The following is a 17,539-nucleotide window of genomic DNA, read 5'->3' as shown; positions in this document are numbered from 1 at the left end:
GGACGAGCATAACCCGCTTGGGCAGCCCTTGCCGCTATTGGCTGAACGCGCCTTCGGACAAGTGCGTTTCGATGCTGACTTCAGAGGTGGTCATCAGCTTGTGGATCGGGCAACGATCGGCCACGCGGTGCAGTTCTTCGCGCTGGGCGTCGGTGAGCACGCCCTTGAGGGTCAGTTTGACGTGCAGTGCGTATTGGCCTTTCTGTTCCAGGCTGTTGTCGCGCTTGACCTCGACGCCGACACCGGTCAACGGGATGTCTTTTTTCTTTGCATACAGCTTCAAAGTCAGGGCCTTGCACGCGCCGAGTGCGGCGTCGAAGTAATCGTGTGGCTCGGGCGCCGAGCCTTCGCCGCCTGCGGTGGTCGGCACATCGGCAAAGAGCTCATGGTCATCGATTTGCACACTGTGACGGAAACCTTCGGCGGAGACGGTGTTGACAGTAACGGTCATGGGAAACCTCGCAAGCAACAGGACATTTATTCGATCAAAAAAGACCTTGAAGGTATAGAACATGGTGCCGGATGTGCGTTCCGGTTTTCTTGTACAGGTGAGTCTTTTCGCTGAATCGTTACCGTAGCAGTAGTGGTGTTTTGATATCGCTTTTTCGCCTTGCACAAATTTTCAACAGTCCGATACCGCCTATAGAACCAGCTGCCTGGTGCAGCGCATTTGGAAGGAGCCAGGGGAATGAGTATCAGAAGTCTCAATATTGCGCCTGGCGCGATTGCCGAGCTGACCAATCCTCTGGTGGCGCGGTTTCCGGTCTGAATGACAGGCGAAAAAAAGCCCCGCGATTGCGGGGCTTTTCGTCTCGATCCGGATCAGCTGCCTTTGACAGCCTTGCCGTTGACCGTGCCGTCCAGGAGCATGATGTTGTACTCCTTGCCGTCGGTTTCGACCTGTTGCAGACGGACCAGCAGGTAATCCCAGTCCTTGGCGAACCACATTACTGTGATGCGCTTGTTTTGTGTCGGGTCGCGTACACGTTCAACCTTGATTGCATCGATCTTGCCGGCCTTGGTATCGACCTTTTCAGCGCCCAGCACGCGGAAGTCATAGGTATCGACTTCATTGCCGTCGACCACCTGATAGCTCATGCTTTTCTTGCCTGCGGCAACGTCTTGCTGCAAGGCCAGCTGGTAGGTGGATTTGTCGAGCATGCCGCGGTTCAGCGCAACCTTGACCGCGTCGCCGCGATCGGTGCCGGTGATCACTTTGGTGTTCCAGTCGAAATCCAGATCCGATTTCTTGGCCTTGCCCAAACCGCCGCGTTCGAAGTGGTACGACTGTGGAAGAAGCGTGTCCTTGTCCGGGGTCAGGGTGCTTTCCTCGGACAGGCTGGCGATCATCATCGACGCCTTGAAGCTGAGTTTCCATTTGCCGTCGCTGGTTTTTTCGAGGCTGCGCTCGGCGGTGCCGCTCATGGGCAGCTGTTTCCAGTCGGCGGTGTAGCTGGCGGAGAAGGGCTGAAGGTCTGCCGCCTGGGCGAGGGGCAAGGCGAGCAGAGCGCAAGCGAAGAGCAGGGCGCGACGCATAAAATCTCCTAGTTTCGAATCAAGTGGCCGCTGGCCGCAAGTAACTGTCCATCCAGTAAAGCACCTTGCTCGCCGAGGGCCAGACGGCCTTCGGCAAACCAGCGTACGGCCATCGGGTAGATCAGGTGTTCCTGAACATGGACCCGCTGCGCCAGACTCTGCGGCGAATCCTGTAACTCTACCGGTATTACAGCTTGTACGACCAGTGGTCCGCCATCGAGTTCCTCGGTGACGAAGTGCACGGAGCAGCCATGCTCGGCGTCGCCAGCCTCCAGCGCGCGCTGATGAGTGTGTAACCCTTTGTATTTGGGTAGCAGCGAGGGATGGATATTGAGCAGGCGACCCTGATAGTGGCGTACGAAACCCGCGCTGAGAATGCGCATGAATCCGGCCAATACCACGAGTTCGGGATTGAAGGCGTCGATCAGTTCGATCAGCGCGGCGTCGAAGGCCTCGCGGCCTTCGAAAGCCTTGTGATCCAGGGTGCGGGTGTCGATACCCGCGTCCCTGGCGCGTTGCAGGCCGTAGGCGTCGGCGCGGTTGGAAATCACCGCAGCGATGCGGGCCGGGCTGTCGCCGGTCCGCGTGCTGTCGATCAAGGCCTGCAAGTTACTGCCGGTGCCGGAGAGCAGCACCACGACATTACAGGTTTTAGGCATCAGTGAGCCTTGAGGTTCTTCAGTTCAACCTGAGCCGCGCCTTCGGCAGCGGTGGAGATCTGGCCGATGACCCAAGGCTGCTCGCCCGCTTCGCGCAGAACGTTCAGGGCGGTTTCAACGTGCTCCTGAGCCACGCAGATGACCATGCCCACGCCGCAGTTCAGCACGCGGTGCATTTCGTTCTCGTCAACGTTGCCTTTTTCTTGCAGCCAGTCGAACACGGCCGGGCGGTTCCAGCTTGCTACGTCAACCACCGCTTGTGCGCCTTTTGGCAGCACGCGCGGGATGTTGTCCAGCAGGCCGCCACCGGTGATGTGGGCCATGGCTTTGACTGCGCCGGTTTCCTTGATCAGCTTGAGCAGCGGCTTCACATAGATGCGGGTCGGCGCCATCAGCAGGTCGGTCAGCGGTTTGCCATCGAGCTGGGTGTTTTCGATGTCGGCGCCGGACACTTCGATGATCTTGCGGATCAGCGAGTAGCCGTTGGAGTGCGGGCCGGAAGACGGCAGGGCGAGCAGGGCATCGCCAGCGGCAACCTTGGAGCCGTCGATGATTTCGGATTTTTCCACGACGCCGACGCAGAAACCGGCCAGGTCGTAGTCTTCGCCTTCGTACATGCCCGGCATTTCAGCGGTTTCGCCACCAACCAGCGAGCAACCCGACAGTTCGCAGCCAGCGCCGATACCGGTCACAACCTGGGCAGCGGTGTCGACGTTCAGTTTGCCGGTTGCGTAGTAGTCGAGGAAGAACAGCGGCTCGGCGCCACACACCACCAGGTCGTTGACGCACATGGCCACCAGGTCGATGCCGATGCTGTCGTGCTTGTTCAGGTTCAGAGCCAGGCGCAGCTTGGTGCCGACGCCGTCAGTACCGGAAACCAGCACAGGCTGCTTGTAGCCGGCCGGGATTTCGCAGAGGGCGCCAAAACCGCCCAGGCCGCCCATGACTTCCGGGCGCGCAGTGCGCTTGGCGACGCTCTTGATGCGTTCGACCAATGCTTCACCGGCGTCGATGTCTACACCGGCGTCCTTGTAGCTCAGGGAGGGTTGCTTGCTCATGATCCAGGCCTTTAGGGGGGGATTTCTGGGTAACGACCGAGTCCATCGGGACCGCTCAAACAGGCGAAGGCGAGGGCCAAACGCGAATTTCAGGGTACCCGGCTGTTGCCGGTCTGCGAAGGCGCGCGATTTTATCAGGCTTGAGCCGCAGCGGCCATCCTCAGGCCGACAGCAGGGTCATATCCGTTCAAAAAAAACCGTTGAAGCGCGGTGTCGGTGACATCCTGCATGGCTGTATAAGGTATCGCGATTAACCGTCTATCGTTATGACAGTGCGAAAACTTACCCCGGACGTGTGAATGTTTTGCATCGGGCGATGGTCACAGCCTTGCTCGATTGTCTTCACGCGGTCTGTTCCAGCCGCTCTTGTCGCCAGGAATCTCCCATGCGTTTTTGTAAATTCTTGTTTGCGGGCTGTTTGTCGTTGGTCAGCCTGGTCAGTCATGCCGAAACCGTCAAAGGCCTTTACCAGGTGCGCGAGCCGGTGAATGGCCAGTCGCCCGAGGAGCGTGACCAGGCGACTCAACGAGCGTTGGATACCTTGGTGTTGCGCCTGACCGGCGACCCCAAGGCCGCTCAAAGTCCGGGGCTGGCAGCCATTCGCAAAGACCCGCAACAGATCATCAGCCAATACGGCTTTGATGCCGGGCCGCCGGAGGTCCTGAAAGTCGATTTCGATCCCGGCACCACCGAGCAGGCCTTGCGTCGCGCCGGGCTGTCCGTGTGGGGGGCCAGTCGGCCGTCGATTCTCGGCTGGTGGCTGAATGATTCCGCCGAGGGTTCCAGCCTGGTCGGCGACGGTCAGGCCAGCGCGGCGCCGCTGCGTCGGGCCGCACAGCACCGAGGCTTGCCATTGCGCCTGCCATTGGCGGATTTGAATGAGCAGATCGTCGCGACCGCGCCGAATCTGGAAGCTGCGGATCCCGCGCCTTTGCATGCAGCATCGGAACGCTACAACGCCGATGCCTTGCTCGCGGTACACGCCCAGGAAGAGGGTGGACAGTGGCAAGCCAAGTGGCGTCTGTGGCTGGGCGATCAGAAGGAGGCTGGCACCGTGCAGGGCGCCGATCAGGCCGCCGTGGCCGATGCGGTGATGCTGGCGGTCAACGAGCGCCTGGCGCCGCGATTTGTCGCCAGGCCCGGTAGTTCGGGGGCGCAATTGCTGGAAGTGCAAGGCATGAATCTTGAGCACTACGCGTCCCTTGGGCGCTTGCTGGAGCCATTTGGCGGGCGCGTTCAAAGCGTCGAGGGCGACCGGATCGTGTACCGGGTCAATGGCAGCGCCGATCAGCTGCGTGCACAACTGTCGCTGGCGCGGCTGCAGGAAGCGCCGGCCAGTCCGGCCCCGACTCCGGCTGTGGCGGTTCAGCCTGCCGCCGGTGGTGCAGTGCCTGCCCCAACGCCGGCACCGACACCGCAACTGCGTTTTCGCTGGTAGTTATTCTTTCTCTATATAGAAGCAATGGAGTGGTTCATGGCCGATACGCGGCGTTGGTTCTGGCTCGGTGGGGTGGTCCTGCTTTGCGCGTTTGTCTGGTTGTTGCACCCGATCCTCACGCCGTTCCTGGTGGCGCTGCTGTTGGCCTACCTGTTCGATCCGCTGGTGGATCGACTGGAGAGGGCTGGCCTCTCCCGAACCTGGGGTGTAGTGGCGGTGTTTGCGTTGTTTACATTGATCCTCACCGCATTGCTGTTGGTCTTGGTGCCGCTGCTCGCCAGGCAGTTGTTTCGTTTGTATGAGCTGGCCCCGCAGATGCTCGACTGGGTTCAGCACACCGCATTGCCTTGGGCACAATCGAAGTTCGGCCTGTCGGACGGTTTCTGGAAGTTCGACAAGCTGAAGGCAGCCATCAGCGAGCATATGGGCCAGACCACCGATGTCGTCGGCGTGGTGCTCAGTCATGCCACGGCCTCGGGGCTGGCGTTGATCGGCTGGCTGGCGAATCTGGTGTTGATTCCGGTGGTGAGCTTCTACTTGTTGCGCGATTGGGACCTGATGATGGCCAGAATCCGCAGCCTGCTGCCCCGTGAGCGTGAAGAGCGCGCGGTGTCGCTGGCGGGTGAATGCCATGAAGTGCTCGGGGCGTTCGTTCGCGGGCAGTTGCTGGTGATGGTGGCCTTGGGTGTGATCTACGCGGCAGGCCTGATGCTGGTCGGGCTGGAACTGGGCTTGTTGATTGGCCTGATTGCCGGTCTGGCGGCGATCGTGCCGTACATGGGGTTTATCATCGGCATTGGCGCGGCGCTGATTGCGGGGCTGTTCCAGTTCGGTGGTGATCTCTACCCGATGCTCGGCATCGTCGCGGTGTTCATGGTCGGCCAGGCACTGGAGGGTATGGTACTGACGCCGTTGCTGGTCGGTGACCGGATTGGCCTGCACCCGGTGGCGGTGATTTTCTCGATCCTGGCTGGTGGTGAACTGTTTGGCTTTACCGGTGTGCTACTGGCATTGCCGGTCGCCGCAGTGATCATGGTGCTGCTGCGCCATGTGCATGATTTGTATAAGGATTCTGAAATCTACTCAGGCGTCGACGAGCCGGAGCTGTAAGGGCCGACAATGGGTGATGGCGGGCTGCCCGGGTTCGTGCCGGGTCAGCCTGCTTCTATCGAGTGACTGTCGCATGCACCGCCAAAGAATCTGTCACCAAACCGGGGCATTAACGCAAACCTTTGATTTTGCTTGTGGTCTGTCGCATTGTGCGGCCCGCTTCACGGGTATAAACTTCGCAAACTTTACACAGAGGCCACTAACGGTTCCTATGGAACTGTTCAGTCAGCATGAAACCGATTCAGCTGCCCCTAGGTGTGCGTCTGCGTGACGACGCCACCTTTATCAACTACTACCCAGGCGCCAATGCCGCTGCACTCGGCTATGTCGAGCGGCTATGCGAAGCCGACGCCGGCTGGACCGAAAGCCTGATCTACCTTTGGGGCAAGGATGGGGTAGGGCGTACGCACCTGTTGCAGGCCGCCTGCCTGCGCTTCGAGCAATTGGGGGAGCCCGCGGTGTATCTGCCGCTGGCCGAACTGCTCGATCGCGGCATTGAAATTCTCGACAACCTTGAACAGTACGAACTGGTCTGTCTCGATGACCTGCAGGCGGTTGCCGGCAAGGCGGACTGGGAAGAGGCGCTGTTCCATCTGTTCAATCGCTTGCGCGACAGCGGCCGACGCTTGCTGATTGCCGCGTCGACCTCCCCGCGCGAATTGCCGGTGAAGCTGGCGGATCTCAAATCCCGTCTGACCCTGGCCTTGATCTTCCAGATGCGCCCGCTGTCCGATGAGGACAAATTGCGTGCCCTGCAATTGCGCGCATCCCGTCGCGGGCTGCATCTGACCGATGAAGTCGGGCATTTCATCCTGACCCGTGGTACCCGCAGCATGAGTGCGCTTTTCGAACTGCTGGAGCGTCTCGACCAGGCCTCCCTCCAGGCTCAGCGCAAGCTGACCATCCCGTTCTTGAAAGAAACCCTCGGCTGGTAAACCCGCTGAAACCGCGGCTTTCAGTGGGTTTCGGCATATTTCAGGCGTCAGAAAGCCCGCTTTCCTGCAGGGTGGCAGGCAGCGCGTATGTTTAAAATGGGCTTAAGCGCTTAGATGTAAACGAGAAACGGATAAGTCACAAAAAGATCGATTGAATTTGCAAATGAGGTTGATAGAGGGCATAGTCTCGGCTTCTTTACAACTTTCAGCCACGGTCGTGCCCATGCTCAATCGCTTCGCACCCCTCGTGCCTCTCGCACTCGTCACCCTGCTGTTCGGTTGCGCTGCCCACACTCCAGTGGCCCAGCAAGCGCCGCAACAACAGGTTCAAAACTCTGTTACTGCCCAGTCTTCCGCTCTTTTCCAGGAAGAACTGGCTACCGAAAAAGAGCTCGCAGACTTCGCCGGTGGCAAGTCCTACCAGCTTCCGGTCCTGGCTGACAGCATCCTCGAACGTGGCATGTCCCTGATCGGTACCCGTTACCGTTTCGGCGGTACCTCTGAAGCCGGCTTCGATTGCAGTGGTTTCATCGGTTACCTGTTCCGCGAAGAAGCGGGCATGAACCTGCCACGCTCCACCCGCGAAATGATCAACGTGGACGCTCCTCTGGTCTCGCGCAGCAAGCTCGAGCCGGGCGACCTGTTGTTCTTCGCAACCAACGGCCGTCGCGGTCGTGTCAGTCACGCCGGGATCTACCTGGGTGACAACCAGTTCATCCATTCCAGCAGCCGTCGCAGCGGTGGCGTGCGGATCGATAGCCTGGGTGACAGCTACTGGAACAAGACCTTCATCGAAGCCAAGCGCGCCCTGGCGATGGCACCTAATGCGTCGCCAATCGTCACTGCCCGCAAATAAGCGCACAGTTTGTAAGGCAAACTTAAAGTCTTACTTGAAGTTTGCCACGTAGCCGCTAGAATCCTGATGTATCAATGATGGCAAACCGCCTGCGTCCCGCGCAGGCGGTTTTCTTTTCTGCACTCCCGGCAGAAAAAGCCGCAGCCAGATCAGGATGCTCTGCTTATGACGACGTCGGCCCGCCTCGCAATCATGTTTTTCGCAGCGCTGCTCAGTGCCTGCGCCAGCCGTACACCACCAGCGCCGGTGGTTCGCACCCCCATCGTATTTGGTTCCTCTCAAGCTTTTTCGCCCGAGGCGGAAGACGTGCTGTTTCGCGCGCTCGGTCTGGTGGGCACGCCTTATCGCTGGGGTGGCAATACACCGGATTCCGGGTTTGATTGCAGCGGCCTGATCGCTTACGTGTACCGCGATGTCGCCGGCATTTCCTTGCCGCGCACCACTCGCGAAATGATCTCCATGCAAGCGGCGAGTGTGGGCAAGGAAGGCCTGCAAACCGGTGACCTGATTTTCTTCGCCACCAATGGCGGTTCCCAGGTCAGTCATGCCGGTATCTACGTGGGAGAAGGGCGTTTCGTCCACGCGCCGCAAACCGGTGGCACCGTAAAGCTCGACAGCTTGTCCAAGACGTATTGGCAAAAGGCTTATCTGAGCGCCAAGCGTGTTCTGCAGCCTGAACATCTGGCGCGCAATCCGTAACTTCCGGAGCTGGTTGTCATGACTGCCCGCACGCTCAATCTCGACGATTCGCTGTATCAGTACCTGCTCGACGTTTCCCTGCGGGAAACCCCGCTGCTCAAGCGCTTGCGCGATGAAACCCAGGCGTTGCCCATGGCCCGCTGGCAGGTGGCGCCGGAGCAAGGGCAGTTTCTCGCCTTGCTGGTGAAACTGACGGGGGCCAGGCGCTTGCTCGAAGTTGGCACCTTTACCGGCTACAGCGCCTTGTGCATGGCGGCGGCATTGCCCACTGACGGTTCGCTGATTTGCTGTGACATCCCCGGCGACTACAACGCCACGGCCCTGCGCTACTGGCAGGAAGCCGGGCTCGCCGGACGAATTGACCTGCGTCTGGCGCCTGCGCTGGAAACCCTCGGCAAGCTGGACCAGCCAGGCCAGTTCGATCTGATTTTCATCGATGCCGACAAGGCCAACTATCCGGCCTACCTGGAGCATGCGTTACGTCTGTTGCGTGCTGGTGGCCTGGCGGTGTTCGATAACACCCTGTGGAGCGGGCGCGTGCTTGAGGCCAATCCAGAGAGCGCGGACACCCGAGCGATCCAGGCACTCAACCGGGCCTTGAAGGATGATGTGCGGGTGGATCTGTCGTTGTTGCCGCTGGGTGATGGTTTGACCCTTTGCCGCAAACGCTGAACCCCTGTGGGAGCGAGCCTGCTCGCGAATGCGGCAGGACAGGCAACATCGATATTGAATGTGCTGGCCTATTCGCGAGCAGGCTCGCTCCCACACTGTTATTTGGCGTTATTTGATCGCCGACACCCGCCACACCTTGTTCCCCACATCGTCGGCCACCAACAGATCACCTTGCTGGTCGATCACCACGCCAACCGGCCGGCCCATGGCTTGTTCCTTGTCGTTGAGGAAGCCGGTGAGTACTTCAACCGGATTTCCAGTTGGCTTGCCGGCGCTGAACGGCACGAAAATCACCTTGTAGCCGCTGTGCGGCTTGCGGTTCCAGGAGCCGTGCTGGCCGATGAAGGCGCCTTCCTTGAATTGCGCCGGCAACTTGTTGCCTTGCGCAAACGTCAGGCCCAGTGACGCCGTGTGCGGGCCGACGGCATAGTCCGGGGCGATAGCCCTGGCCACCAGGTCCGGGTTTTGCGGCTCGACGCGAATATCGACATGCTGGCCGTAGTAACTGAACGGCCAGCCGTAGAACGCGCCGTCCTTCACCGAGGTGATGTAGTCCGGTACCAGATCGCTGCCGATTTCATCCCGTTCGTTGACCGCTGTCCACAACGCGCCACTGCGCGGTTCCCAGGCCATGCCGTTAGGATTGCGCAGACCGGAGGCGAAGATCCGGTGCTGGCCGGTGGCGCGATCCACTTCCCAGATCGCCGCACGGCCTTGTTCCTTGTCCATGCCGTTTTCCGCAACGTTGCTGTTGGAGCCCACGGTGACGTAGAGCTTGCTGCCATCCTTGCTGGCGATGACGTTTTTGGTCCAGTGGTGGTTCAACGGGCCGCCGGGCAGGTCGATCACCTTGATCGGCGGTGACTGGATCTGCGTATCGCCACTTTCATAGTGAAAGCGCAGCAGGCGATCGGTATCGGCCACGTACAGATCATTGCCGACCAGCGTCATGCCGAAGGGGGAGTTGAGGTTTTGCGCAAACACCGTGCGGGTTTCCGCAATGCCATCGTGATCCTTATCGCGCAGCAATGTGATGCGGTTCGGGCTGGGCACACGAGCTCCGGCACGCCCCATGACTTTCTTCATCACCCAGCCGCGAATGCCTTTGCCGTCCTCGGGTTTGGCGGGTGCGTTGGTTTCCGCCACCAGCACATCGCCATTGGGCAGCACATAAAGCCAGCGCGGGTGATCCAGGTCTTCGGCAAAAGCGGCCACTTGAGTGCCCGTGGCGGCGACGGGTTTCGCACCCGGTGGCCAGCCGATGGCCGGGGCGATGTTCACGGTCGGGATCAGGGTTTTGTCCGGTTCCGGCAGTCGGGGCGAAGGACCGGTGCCATCGGAGACTTGCAGGCGGGAGGTCTCGCCACAAGCGGCGAGCCCTGCGCAGAGCGCGATAACGAGAACGAGCGGGAACGTGCGCATGCTGGTCTTCCCTATGAATGCCTTGTTCTATTCATAGAGAAGAATTGCGGTCCGATGGTTCAACCCTTAGCCGCGTGCTTCCTTGAACAGCACCGCAATGCCGGGGTGATAATTGCCGGCTTCGTTGCGCAACTTGCGGTAGGCATAAGGGAAATACCAGGCGACCGCGCAGCTGTGTTCCTTTTGCAAGTCGTCGAGCATGTCCTGGAGTTCTTCCGGCGTTGCGCCTTGCTGGGCTTTTTGCGGGGCGACGAACAGGCAGCCGAGTTTCAGGTCACTGGCATGGCTCACGCGTTTCGCATCGCTGGCGATATCGAGCAAGGCCTGGGTCAGGTTGAGGCTGTTGACCCGTGGCCAGCGCTGGCTGGTCTGGATGTAGGCGCGGATTTCGGGCGAGGCGAGGAACAGGTCGGCACGGCCATTGCGGTCGCCCTCTTCGGTCTGCTTACGGGTGGGCGCCTGTTGCAGCGTGACCATCTCGGCCATCCAGGCAGCGGTAGAGAGCAGTCCGAGGTTGGTTTTTTCGTCGTACCAGTACGGTGTGTCGCCATCGCCGCGGACGGCGTTATAGCGGTCGATGCATTCGAACCAGCGCTCGAGCACCGGGCGCAGGAATTCCAGCTTTGGATTGCTGATGATCATGCCTTGCATGGGTTCACCCTTGTTATTGTGTTGTGAAGTTGTGGCTCTTTGATATCACTGCTGCGAGCGTGGCACAAGATTGACGTCAGTTTATTGATTGATGACAGTTATTCGGCAGGTGGGCTCCCGGCTTTAATTGACGCTCCACCCCCAACCCTCTAACCTTCGCGGCTTGTTTCAGGTGCTCTGTGACTTGGGTCGACAGAGTGAAACAGGGAAGCCGGTGAGCGAGTCCTTCCGTACGTCGAAGGCCTGCAATTCCGGCGCTGCCCCCGCAACGGTAAATGAGTGAAAACTGTGTGTGATGCCACTGTGTCGATTCGATGCGGGAAGGCGCACAGTCCGGCCCCGCGGCCACTCATGAGCCCGGAGACCGGCCTGATTCATCCAGCGGCATCACGGTGGGCGATGCCAGGCTTGTTGCCTTCTATTGCTGTGCCTGCCCGCCGTTAATCCTGCCTCAACGGAGAGCTCCCCATGACTGATACCCCCGATCGTGACGAACGCCACCTGGCGCGCATGCAGCGCAAAAAAGCCGTGATCGACGAGCGCATCGCCAATTCCCCGAACGAGTGCGGCCTGTTGCTGGTGCTGACCGGTAACGGCAAAGGCAAGAGCAGTTCGGCCTTTGGCATGCTCGCCCGCGCCTTGGGGCATGGCATGCAATGCGGCGTGGTGCAGTTCATCAAGGGCCGCAACAGCACGGGTGAAGAATTGTTTTTCCGACGCTTTCCCGAGCAGGTGCGTTTTCATGTGATGGGCGAAGGTTTTACCTGGGAAACCCAGGACCGTCAGCGCGACATCGCTGCCGCCGAAGCCGCCTGGGCGGTGTCGCAGCAACTGCTACGCGACCCGTCTATCGGTCTGGTGGTGCTGGACGAGCTGAACATCGCCCTCAAGCATGGCTACCTCGACCTCGAACAGGTGCTCAGCGACTTGCAGGCCCGGCCACCGATGCAGCATGTGGTGGTCACCGGTCGTGCCGCCAAACCGGAAATGATCGAGATGGCTGACACCGTCACCGAAATGGGCGTGATCAAACATGCCTTCCAGGCCGGGATCAAAGCGCAGAAAGGCGTCGAGCTGTGAACCAGCCCCGTCAATGCCCGGCGGTACTGATTGCCGCGCCGGCTTCCGGCCAGGGCAAGACCACCGTCACCGCGGCGCTGGCACGGTTGCATCGCAATCAGGGGCGCAAGGTTCGCGTGTTCAAGTGCGGCCCTGACTTTCTCGATCCGATGATCCTCGAGCGCGCCAGCGGTGCGCCGGTGTATCAACTGGACATGTGGATGGTCGGCGAGCAGGAAAGTCGCCGGTTGCTGTGGGAAGCCGCAGCCGACGCCGATCTGATTCTGATCGAAGGCGTCATGGGATTGTTCGACGGTACGCCGTCGAGCGCCGATCTGGCGCGGCATTTTGGTGTGCCGGTGCTGGGTGTGATCGATGGCACCGCCATGGCCCAGACCTTCGGCGCATTGGCCCTGGGGCTGGCGCGTTATCAGCCGGACTTGCCGTTCGCCGGCGTGCTGGCCAACCGCGTCGGCACACTGCGCCATGCACAACTGCTCGAAGGCAGCCTGACTGAAGGCTTACGCTGGTACGGCGCGCTGTCCCGGGAAACCGGGATCGAACTGCCGAGCCGGCACCTGGGGCTGGTTCAGGCCAGTGAGTTGAACGATCTCGACCTGCGCCTCGATGCGGCCGCCGATGCCCTGGCTAGCAGTTGTGAGGTCGCGCTGCCACCGGCAGTCGAGTTCGCCGCACCGGATGCCATCGCAGCCGAACCATTGTTGGCCGGTGTGCGCATTGCCGTCGCCCGGGATGAAGCCTTTGCATTCACCTACGGCGCGAGCCTGGACTTGCTGCGGGCGATGGGCGCCGAGTTGTCGTTCTTCTCGCCGATCCGCGACCGAGCGTTGCCAGAGGCCGACAGTCTGTATCTGCCGGGTGGTTACCCGGAGCTGCACCATGTGGCGCTGGCGCAAAACACTGCGATGCTCGAGGCGATCCGCGCCCACCACCGGGCAGGCAAACCGTTGCTCGCCGAGTGTGGCGGCATGCTGTATCTGCTCGATTCCCTGACCGATGTCGAGGGTACTCGCACCGAACTGGTTGGTTTGCTGGCCGGTGATGCGGTGATGCAAAAGCGTCTGGCGGCACTGGCGTTGCAAGCGGTGGAGCTGCCGGAAGGTTCGCTGCGCGGGCACACCTATCATCATTCGCTGACCACCACTGAATTGACACCGATTGCCCGTGGCTTGAGCCCTAACGGCGGGCGAGGGGCGGAAGCGGTTTATCGTGAGGGGCGGATGACGGCCTCTTATGTGCATTTCTATTTTCCGTCCAATCCATCGGCGATTGCCGCGCTGTTGGCGCCTGACCGGGAGGGCGCCTTCGCGAGCAGGCTCGCTCCCACATTGGGTGATGCAATGCCTGAAGAAACGCAATCACCTGTGGGAGCGAGCCTGCTCGCGAAGAGGCCATGACGGATAACGCATTTTCCGAAGCCGAGCGCGCAGCGGTCTATCGCGCCATCGCCGAACGCCGCGACATGCGCCACTTCAGCGGCGGCACCGTCGAGCCTGAATTGCTCCGGCGCCTGCTCGAGGCCGCACACCAGGCACCCAGTGTCGGCCTCATGCAGCCCTGGCGTTTTATCCGCATCAGTGATCGAGTCTTGCGCGGGCAAATCCAGGCCCTGGTGGAAGAAGAACGCATCCGCACCGCCGAAGCCCTCGGCGAGCGCAGCGATGAGTTCATGAAACTCAAGGTGGAAGGCATCAACGATTGCGCCGAGGTACTGGTTGCCGCACTGATGGACGACCGCGAGCAGCATATCTTCGGCCGCCGCACCTTGCCGGAAATGGACATGGCTTCACTGTCCTGTGCCATCCAGAACCTGTGGCTGGCGTCACGCGCCGAAGGGCTTGGCATGGGCTGGGTGTCGCTGTTCGAACCCCAGGCACTGGCCGACCTGTTGCGGCTGCCGTCAGGCGCCAAACCACTGGCCGTGCTGTGCCTGGGACCGGTCAAAGAGTTCTACCCGGCGCCAATGCTGGTGATCGAAGGCTGGGCGCAGGCGCGTCCGCTACATGAATTGCTGTACGAAAATTATTGGGGAGTGAGTCAATGAGTGTGGCGTTGTTGAGTGTCGCCGCGGTTGCGCTGGATGCGCTGCTGGGTGAACCCAAACGCTGGCATCCGCTGGTGGCGTTCGGCCGATTTGCCGAGCGCATCGAGCAACGTTTCAATGGCGGCGGTCGCGGCTGGCGCAGCCATGGTGTCACCGCGTGGGTGATCGCCGTGTTGCCGCTGACGCTGCTGGCCACGGCATTCTCCTGGGCGCCTTATGTCGGTTGGATCGTCGATATTCTCGCGCTCTATTGCGCCCTCGGCATGCGCAGCCTCGGCGAGCATGTCGAGCCTGTGGCCAAGGCCCTGCGCGGTGGTGATCTTGATGAAGCCCGCAAACGTGTGAGCTATCTGGTCAGCCGTAAAACCAGTGATCTGGATGAAACCGAAGTAGCCCGTGCCGCTACCGAATCGGTATTGGAAAACGGCAGCGATGCAGTGTTCGCGGCGTTGTTCTGGTTCGCCGTGGCGGGGGTTCCGGGCGTGGTGCTCTATCGCCTGAGCAATACGCTGGATGCGATGTGGGGCTATCGCAATGAGCGCTTCGAACGGTTCGGCTGGGCGGCGGCGAAGATCGACGACGTGCTCAATTACATTCCTGCACGTCTGGTGGCACTGACTTACGCGCTGCTGGGCAAGACCCGGCTGGCGTTGAAATGCTGGCGCACCCAGGGCCCGACCTGGGACAGCCCGAACGCCGGCCCGGTGATGGCGGCAGGGGCGGGTGCCCTGGGTGTCGAATTGGGTGGGGCGGCGATTTATCACGGCGAACTGCATCAGCGTCCTCAGCTGGGCGAAGGCGTGCCGGCGGATGCCGACTCCATTGACCGGGGCTGGCAATTGGTCCAGCGCGGGGTATGGTTATGGCTGCTGATTCTCTGCATGGGGGCTGAGTTTTATGCTTGAGCACGGTGGACGATTGCGCAAGGCAGCGCTCGAGTACGGCATCGATGAAGCCGACTGGCTGGACTTGTCCACGGGCCTTGCACCCTGGCCGTTCCCGGTGCCGGATATTCCGCTGCGGGCCTGGGCCCGTTTGCCGGAAGCTGACGATGGGCTGGAGCAAGCCGCCTGTGATTACTACGGCACCCTGCAGGCGCTGCCGGTGGCCGGCTCGCAAATGGCGATTCAACTGTTGCCGCGATTGCGTCGGGCGGGCAAGGTCGGCGTGCTGTCGCCGTGTTATGCCGAGCACGCCGAGGCGTGGCGTCGCAACGGCTACATCGTGCGGGAAGTGCTGGAACAGGAAGTCGACTTCTTTATCGACAACCTCGACGTGCTGGTGGTGGTCAATCCGAATAACCCCACAGGCCTGAGCCTTACGCCCGGTCGCCTGCTCGACTGGCACGCGCGACTGGCCCAACGCGGTGGCTGGCTGGTGGTGGACGAAGCGTTCATGGATAACACACCGCAACTGAGCCTGGCACCGTTTGCCCATCAAGTCGGGTTGATCGTCTTGCGCTCCTTCGGCAAGTTTTTCGGCCTGGCCGGTGTGCGCCTGGGCTTTGTGCTGGCCGAACGCAAGTTGCTCAAGTTGCTGGCTGAACAGGTGGGGCCGTGGGCCGTGAGCGGGGCGACCCGGGTGGTGGGCCAGGCCTGCCTGCGCAACACCGAAGAGCAGACGCGGCAACGAGTACGCGCGGATGACGCCAGCGAGCGCCTGGCGTCGTTGCTGGAGCAACACGGGCTCCAGCCTCAGGGCGGTTGCGCGCTGTTCCAGTGGCTGATCACCGAACGCGCCGAAGGGCTGCATGAATTCATGGCCCGGCGCGGCATTCTCCTGCGCTTGTTCACGCACAACAGCAGCCTGCGATTCGGCTTGCCCGGTGACGAAGCCGCCTGGGTGCGACTGACGCAGGCCTTCGAAGATTTCGCCAAGGAAAGCCAATGACCACGCTGATGGTGCAGGGCACCACCTCGGATGCCGGTAAAAGCACGCTGGTGACCGCGCTGTGCCGTTGGGCCACGCGCCAGGGCACCAGGGTGGTGCCGTTCAAGCCGCAGAACATGGCACTCAACAGTGCGGTGACCGCCGACGGTGGCGAGATCGGCCGCGCCCAGGCGGTACAGGCCCAGGCCGCGCACCTTGAACCGCACACCGACATGAACCCGGTGCTGCTCAAGCCCAACAGTGACACCGGTGCCCAGGTGATCATCCATGGCCGCGCCGTCACGACCATGAACGCCGTTGCCTATCACGACTACAAAACCATCGCGATGCAGGCGGTACTGGCCTCCCACGAGCGCTTGAGCGCGGCGTATCCACTGGTGATGGTCGAGGGCGCGGGCTCGCCGGCGGAAATCAATCTGCGGGCTGGCGACATCGCCAACATGGGCTTTGCCGAAGCGGTGGATTGCCCGGTGGTGCTGATCGCCGATATCAATCGCGGCGGGGTTTTCGCCCATCTGGTGGGTACCCTTGAACTGTTGTCGCCGAGCGAACAGGCGCGGGTCAAAGGCTTCGTCATCAACCGGTTTCGCGGCGACATCGCGTTGCTGCAACCCGGTCTCGACTGGCTCGAAGAACGCACCGGCAAGCCGGTGATCGGCGTGCTGCCCTACGTGATGGACCTGCACCTGGAGGCCGAGGACGGCATCGATCAACGCCAGACCGATAAAGCCGACCAGGTACTGAAAGTGCTGGTGCCGGTGTTGCCGCGCATCAGCAACCACACCGATTTCGATCCGCTGCGCCTGCATCCGCAAGTGGACCTGCATTTCATCGGCCCCGGCCAGGCGATTCCGCCCGCCGACCTGATCATTCTTCCTGGTTCGAAAAGTGTGTGCAGCGACCTCGCGTACCTGCGGGCCAGTGGCTGGGAAACCGCCATCGCCCGGCACCTGCGTTACGGCGGAAAATTGCTGGGCATTTGTGGCGGCCTGCAGATGCTCGGCGAGCAGGTGCACGACCCTCTGGGTCTCGAAGGTGCGCCGGGTTCCAGTGCCGGTCTGGGGCTGCTGGCGTTGCAGACTCGACTCGAACAAGAGAAGCAGTTGCGCAATGTCCGTGGGCGCCTGGCGCTGGAGGATGCGCCGGTAGCGGGTTATGAAATTCATGCCGGCGTGACCACCGGGCCGGCGCTGGAAAATGCCGCGGTGCAACTGGATGACGGCCGCTGTGACGGTGCGCGAAGTGCAGACGGGCAGATTTTCGGCACCTACCTGCACGGGTTGTTCGAATCGCCAGAGGCGTGCAGTGCGCTGTTGCGCTGGGCCGGGTTGCAGGATGTGCAGGCTGTGGATTACCACGCCTTGCGCGAGCGCGATATCGAGCGGCTGGCGGATCTGGTGGAGAAGCATCTGGATACCGGGCTGTTGCGTCAGCTCTGCGGGATTTGAGGCGCCTGCCATGGCCTCACCGAAGATTTCAAGGAAACAAC

18 protein-coding genes and 1 riboswitch are annotated in these 17,539 nt (G+C 61.3%); of the genes, 12 read left to right on the top strand and 6 right to left on the bottom strand.

Annotated features, from left to right (window positions below; translation table 11 throughout):
* Positions 1 to 34: 34 nt before the first annotated feature.
* The 4 genes from ACEN8E_RS21375 to purM form a co-directional block, all read right to left on the bottom strand.
* Positions 35 to 451, bottom strand: coding sequence for an OsmC family protein (locus tag ACEN8E_RS21375; protein WP_495589754.1), 417 nt, complete (start codon positions 449 to 451; stop codon positions 35 to 37).
* A 371-nt stretch (positions 452 to 822) separates the two neighbouring features.
* The gene (locus tag ACEN8E_RS21370; RefSeq protein ID WP_495589753.1) at positions 823 to 1,536 is read right to left on the bottom strand and encodes a DUF3108 domain-containing protein; all 714 of its coding nucleotides are present in this window, start codon (positions 1,534 to 1,536) and stop codon (positions 823 to 825) included.
* An 8-nt stretch (positions 1,537 to 1,544) separates the two neighbouring features.
* A complete protein-coding gene (gene purN, locus ACEN8E_RS21365) occupies positions 1,545 to 2,195 on the bottom strand; it encodes a phosphoribosylglycinamide formyltransferase (protein WP_495589752.1) in 651 nt (216 codons plus the stop codon).
* Entirely contained in the window at positions 2,195 to 3,253 is a 1,059-nt protein-coding gene (gene purM / locus ACEN8E_RS21360) for a phosphoribosylformylglycinamidine cyclo-ligase (protein WP_007984558.1), read from the bottom strand. The genes purN and purM overlap by 1 nt, the downstream gene beginning before the upstream one ends.
* Positions 3,254 to 3,638: 385 nt before the next feature.
* On the opposite strand from purM, the gene ACEN8E_RS21355 reads away from it, so the two are divergent.
* The 6 genes from ACEN8E_RS21355 to ACEN8E_RS21330 all read left to right on the top strand — a co-directional run bounded on the left by ACEN8E_RS21355 (position 3,639) and on the right by ACEN8E_RS21330 (position 8,963).
* Positions 3,639 to 4,691, top strand: coding sequence for a DUF2066 domain-containing protein (locus ACEN8E_RS21355; RefSeq protein WP_495589751.1), 1,053 nt, complete (start codon positions 3,639 to 3,641; stop codon positions 4,689 to 4,691).
* Positions 4,692 to 4,727: 36 nt separating this feature from the next.
* Positions 4,728 to 5,801, top strand: coding sequence for an AI-2E family transporter (locus tag ACEN8E_RS21350; protein WP_429373112.1), 1,074 nt, complete (start codon positions 4,728 to 4,730; stop codon positions 5,799 to 5,801).
* 230 nt (positions 5,802 to 6,031) lie between these two features.
* Positions 6,032 to 6,736 carry a DnaA regulatory inactivator Hda gene (hda, locus tag ACEN8E_RS21345; RefSeq protein ID WP_007898944.1) on the top strand — a complete coding sequence of 235 codons (705 nt, stop codon included), beginning with the start codon at positions 6,032 to 6,034 and terminating at the stop codon, positions 6,734 to 6,736.
* A gap of 223 nt (positions 6,737 to 6,959) precedes the next feature.
* Positions 6,960 to 7,592, top strand: coding sequence for a C40 family peptidase (locus ACEN8E_RS21340; RefSeq protein WP_495589750.1), 633 nt, complete (start codon positions 6,960 to 6,962; stop codon positions 7,590 to 7,592).
* 165 nt (positions 7,593 to 7,757) lie between these two features.
* On the top strand, positions 7,758 to 8,291 hold the full coding sequence (locus tag ACEN8E_RS21335) for a C40 family peptidase (RefSeq protein ID WP_495589749.1): 534 nt from the start codon (positions 7,758 to 7,760) through the stop codon (positions 8,289 to 8,291).
* A gap of 18 nt (positions 8,292 to 8,309) precedes the next feature.
* On the top strand, positions 8,310 to 8,963 hold the full coding sequence (locus tag ACEN8E_RS21330; protein WP_495589748.1) for an O-methyltransferase: 654 nt from the start codon (positions 8,310 to 8,312) through the stop codon (positions 8,961 to 8,963).
* 108 nt (positions 8,964 to 9,071) lie between these two features.
* On the opposite strand, the gene ACEN8E_RS21325 is transcribed toward ACEN8E_RS21330, so the two are convergent.
* Together ACEN8E_RS21325 and ACEN8E_RS21320 are read right to left on the bottom strand one after the other, a co-directional pair.
* On the bottom strand, positions 9,072 to 10,385 hold the full coding sequence (locus ACEN8E_RS21325) for a PQQ-dependent sugar dehydrogenase (RefSeq protein WP_495589747.1): 1,314 nt from the start codon (positions 10,383 to 10,385) through the stop codon (positions 9,072 to 9,074).
* Positions 10,386 to 10,451: 66 nt separating this feature from the next.
* Positions 10,452 to 11,036, bottom strand: a complete 585-nt coding sequence (locus ACEN8E_RS21320; RefSeq protein ID WP_495589746.1) for a hypothetical protein — start codon at positions 11,034 to 11,036, stop codon at positions 10,452 to 10,454.
* Positions 11,037 to 11,189: 153 nt separating this feature from the next.
* Positions 11,190 to 11,423, top strand: a riboswitch (cobalamin riboswitch).
* 81 nt (positions 11,424 to 11,504) lie between these two features.
* On the opposite strand from ACEN8E_RS21320, the gene cobO reads away from it, so the two are divergent.
* The 6 genes from cobO to ACEN8E_RS21290 are packed head-to-tail and all read left to right on the top strand — an operon-like array spanning position 11,505 to position 17,498.
* A complete protein-coding gene (cobO, locus tag ACEN8E_RS21315; RefSeq protein WP_495589745.1) occupies positions 11,505 to 12,116 on the top strand; it encodes a cob(I)yrinic acid a,c-diamide adenosyltransferase in 612 nt (203 codons plus the stop codon).
* Positions 12,113 to 13,513 (top strand): cobyrinic acid a,c-diamide synthase CobB, encoded by a 1,401-nt coding sequence (locus ACEN8E_RS21310; protein ID WP_495589744.1) that lies wholly within the window; start codon positions 12,113 to 12,115, stop codon positions 13,511 to 13,513. Before cobO ends, ACEN8E_RS21310 begins: the two co-directional genes overlap by 4 nt.
* Positions 13,510 to 14,160 carry a 5,6-dimethylbenzimidazole synthase gene (gene bluB / locus ACEN8E_RS21305; protein ID WP_495589743.1) on the top strand — a complete coding sequence of 217 codons (651 nt, stop codon included), beginning with the start codon at positions 13,510 to 13,512 and terminating at the stop codon, positions 14,158 to 14,160. The genes ACEN8E_RS21310 and bluB overlap by 4 nt, the downstream gene beginning before the upstream one ends.
* Complete coding sequence (gene cbiB / locus ACEN8E_RS21300; RefSeq protein WP_495589742.1) at positions 14,157 to 15,065, top strand: adenosylcobinamide-phosphate synthase CbiB; 909 nt, start codon at positions 14,157 to 14,159, stop codon at positions 15,063 to 15,065. The genes bluB and cbiB overlap by 4 nt, the downstream gene beginning before the upstream one ends.
* Positions 15,058 to 16,050, top strand: a complete 993-nt coding sequence (gene cobD / locus ACEN8E_RS21295; protein WP_495589741.1) for a threonine-phosphate decarboxylase CobD — start codon at positions 15,058 to 15,060, stop codon at positions 16,048 to 16,050. The genes cbiB and cobD overlap by 8 nt, the downstream gene beginning before the upstream one ends.
* Positions 16,047 to 17,498, top strand: a complete 1,452-nt coding sequence (locus ACEN8E_RS21290; RefSeq protein ID WP_495589740.1) for a cobyric acid synthase — start codon at positions 16,047 to 16,049, stop codon at positions 17,496 to 17,498. Before cobD ends, ACEN8E_RS21290 begins: the two co-directional genes overlap by 4 nt.
* The last annotated feature ends 41 nt before the right edge of the window (positions 17,499 to 17,539 follow it).

The sequence above is a fragment of the Pseudomonas sp. Pseusp9 genome, from assembly GCF_059491265.1.
The sequence above is the reverse complement of the archived record's forward strand: the minus strand, read 5'-3'. Positions and strand labels throughout refer to the sequence as shown.

Excerpts from the sequence above, each read along its gene's own strand:
- ACEN8E_RS21375 (WP_495589754.1), bottom strand. The coding sequence starts at position 451 with ATGACCGTTACTGTCAACACCGTCTCCGCCGAAGGTTTCCGTCACAGT.
- ACEN8E_RS21370 (WP_495589753.1), bottom strand. The coding sequence starts at position 1,536 with ATGCGTCGCGCCCTGCTCTTCGCTTGCGCTCTGCTCGCCTTGCCCCTC.
- purN (WP_495589752.1), bottom strand. The coding sequence starts at position 2,195 with ATGCCTAAAACCTGTAATGTCGTGGTGCTGCTCTCCGGCACCGGCAGT.
- purM (WP_007984558.1), bottom strand. The coding sequence starts at position 3,253 with ATGAGCAAGCAACCCTCCCTGAGCTACAAGGACGCCGGTGTAGACATC.
- ACEN8E_RS21355 (WP_495589751.1), top strand. The coding sequence starts at position 3,639 with ATGCGTTTTTGTAAATTCTTGTTTGCGGGCTGTTTGTCGTTGGTCAGC.
- ACEN8E_RS21350 (WP_429373112.1), top strand. The coding sequence starts at position 4,728 with ATGGCCGATACGCGGCGTTGGTTCTGGCTCGGTGGGGTGGTCCTGCTT.
- hda (WP_007898944.1), top strand. The coding sequence starts at position 6,032 with ATGAAACCGATTCAGCTGCCCCTAGGTGTGCGTCTGCGTGACGACGCC.
- ACEN8E_RS21340 (WP_495589750.1), top strand. The coding sequence starts at position 6,960 with ATGCTCAATCGCTTCGCACCCCTCGTGCCTCTCGCACTCGTCACCCTG.
- ACEN8E_RS21335 (WP_495589749.1), top strand. The coding sequence starts at position 7,758 with ATGACGACGTCGGCCCGCCTCGCAATCATGTTTTTCGCAGCGCTGCTC.
- ACEN8E_RS21330 (WP_495589748.1), top strand. The coding sequence starts at position 8,310 with ATGACTGCCCGCACGCTCAATCTCGACGATTCGCTGTATCAGTACCTG.
- ACEN8E_RS21325 (WP_495589747.1), bottom strand. The coding sequence starts at position 10,385 with ATGCGCACGTTCCCGCTCGTTCTCGTTATCGCGCTCTGCGCAGGGCTC.
- ACEN8E_RS21320 (WP_495589746.1), bottom strand. The coding sequence starts at position 11,036 with ATGCAAGGCATGATCATCAGCAATCCAAAGCTGGAATTCCTGCGCCCG.
- cobO (WP_495589745.1), top strand. The coding sequence starts at position 11,505 with ATGACTGATACCCCCGATCGTGACGAACGCCACCTGGCGCGCATGCAG.
- bluB (WP_495589743.1), top strand. The coding sequence starts at position 13,510 with ATGACGGATAACGCATTTTCCGAAGCCGAGCGCGCAGCGGTCTATCGC.
- cbiB (WP_495589742.1), top strand. The coding sequence starts at position 14,157 with ATGAGTGTGGCGTTGTTGAGTGTCGCCGCGGTTGCGCTGGATGCGCTG.
- cobD (WP_495589741.1), top strand. The coding sequence starts at position 15,058 with ATGCTTGAGCACGGTGGACGATTGCGCAAGGCAGCGCTCGAGTACGGC.
- ACEN8E_RS21290 (WP_495589740.1), top strand. The coding sequence starts at position 16,047 with ATGACCACGCTGATGGTGCAGGGCACCACCTCGGATGCCGGTAAAAGC.